2 protein-coding genes and 1 pseudogene are annotated in these 1,873 nt (G+C 58.6%); 2 read left to right on the plus strand and 1 reads right to left on the minus strand.

Going from position 1 to position 1,873, the window contains the following annotated elements; all coding sequences use genetic code 11:
- Nucleotides 1-158 precede the first annotated feature (158 nt).
- Complete coding sequence (locus EN893_RS31920) at nt 159-1,082, plus strand: glycoside hydrolase family 26 protein (RefSeq protein ID WP_127267684.1); 924 nt, start codon at nt 159-161, stop codon at nt 1,080-1,082.
- A gap of 133 nt (nt 1,083-1,215) precedes the next feature.
- Nucleotides 1,216-1,734 (plus strand): DUF995 domain-containing protein, encoded by a 519-nt coding sequence (locus EN893_RS31925; RefSeq protein ID WP_127267685.1) that lies wholly within the window; start codon nt 1,216-1,218, stop codon nt 1,732-1,734.
- 57 nt (nt 1,735-1,791) lie between these two features.
- On the opposite strand, the pseudogene EN893_RS39600 reads toward EN893_RS31925, so the two are convergent.
- Nucleotides 1,792-1,873, minus strand: a pseudogene (locus tag EN893_RS39600) (DNA polymerase III subunit chi); the annotation flags it as partial.

Here is a 1,873-nt window from a genome sequence, read left to right on the forward strand (position 1 = left end):
GTGCCAGGTTCGCACATCCGCCAATGGGGTCGCTCCGAAATCCCGCAGATTCTGCCAAATAGAGCCGATCGGTTTTTGGGTAGTCGTGTCGATCAGGCATCGATGCGCACGGGCGAAGCCTTAACTTCCGAAAGTGGTTGGGGCCATGGGAGATCGACATGAAATACTCCACAGTAAAAGCACTCGCAATCGCGCTGGCATTGGGCGGAAGCGCCGCGTTCCCCACGGCAGGAGGCGCTGGCTCGGTAGCCGCGACGGACCCCTTCCAAACGAGCAGCGCCGCCTCGGCGTTCGGATCCTATGATCCCTACGGCGACTTCAGCGCCGACAAGAGTGCCAGCATCGAAGAGCTGTTCCTGCCTTGGGAAGACGTCGACCTGTCGACGCTGCCGCTTGCCGACGCCTATGCGCTGCAACGCGGACGTTCGCTGCTGATTACGGTTGAGCCGTGGACCTGGTCGAAGGACTGGCGCATCACCCCGCCCGAATTGCGCGACGGCATTTTGAGCGGCAAATATGACGCCAACATGCAGGCAATCTGCGGCCTGGTGGGACAGATGAAGAGCCCGGTGACCATTCGCTGGGCTCAGGAAATGGAAGACAAGAACGGCCGCTTCACTTGGGCCAACTGGGCTCCCAAGGACTGGATCTCCGCTTACAAGCGCGAGGTGGATATCTGCCGCAAGGCTGCCCCCGCCGCCAAGTATATGTGGTCGCCCAAGGGCGAAGAGGGTCTGGAAAAATACTACCCCGGCGACGACTATGTCGACGTCATCGGCCTGTCGGTGTTCGGTCTGCAGAAAAAGGACAATGACGAGGCCGGTCATGACCGTACCTTCGCTGAGCTGCTGAAGCCCGGCTATGACCGCGTTGCAGTGTTCAACAAGCCGATCGTCGTTGCGGAACTCGGCTATGTCGGAAAGCAGGACTATGTCTCGAAATGGCAGGAAGATTCCCGCAAATCCTACGCGGAGTTCCCGGCGCTGACTTCGGTCGTCTACTTCAACCAGAAGGAAGTGTGGCCGTGGCTGGGTGGCTATGGTCTGCCCGACTGGAGGGTGACCCAGCACGTCCTGCCGTAGACGCATCGTGCTGATCGATCTCGACGCGATCGGGATCGATTTCCAATCTCCTTGTTTGATCATGATCCATCTCGAACCAGCGGTTCGGGATGAGGGTTGAGGCGTGGCGTAAATCAGTCTGTGGAGAAGTTTCGTGAAACGGGTAGTGGGAAATTATCTCGGAGCGGCATTCGCCTGCTCCGTTCTTGTTCTTGCCTTTCAGGTTCCTGCGACGGCCAAGACGGCGACAAGGATCGCCGAGCAGGCGCAAAAAGCCACAGTCGTTCCTGACGAAGGCGTCTACCAGATTTATCAGAACCATTCGTGGCTGTGGGGCAAGAAGGGCGCCGGGTTCTTTGCCGTCAAGCAGAGGCAGTTCGATGCCTGGACTCACGACAAGGGCAAGTCGGGCTATGGCGACGGCATGTGGTTCATTCCCGGCGGCGGCAAGCTCTGCTACCGCGCGCAATGGCATGGCTCCTGGGGGGTGAAGGGCTCGATGACCTGCTTCGAGCATCGCCAAGTGGGCAAGGTTATCTACAAGCGTAAATCGCCTGATGGCGAATGGTACGTTTTCAAGAGCTCGCGTCGAAACCGGTCGGACGAGTCGATGAAATTGAAATACGGCGACTACGTCACAACGAAAATGAACCGGATCAAGGCCAAGCAGTAGATATTGTCGTGACACGCCACAGGTCAAGCATGTCGCCTGACGTTCAGGCGACCTGCCTTAAGCCTTGCGCTCCCAGCGGCGATCTGGCGTCTGTTGCCAGTAGGTGACGGCGTGGCCAGCGCTCTTCATCACCTTCCAG

This window comes from Mesorhizobium sp. M7A.F.Ca.CA.004.04.2.1 (assembly GCF_004022825.1).
In the GTDB taxonomy this organism is placed as follows: Bacteria; Pseudomonadota; Alphaproteobacteria; order Rhizobiales; family Rhizobiaceae; genus Mesorhizobium.

Excerpts from the sequence above, each read along its gene's own strand:
- EN893_RS31920 (WP_127267684.1), top strand. The coding sequence starts at position 159 with ATGAAATACTCCACAGTAAAAGCACTCGCAATCGCGCTGGCATTGGGC.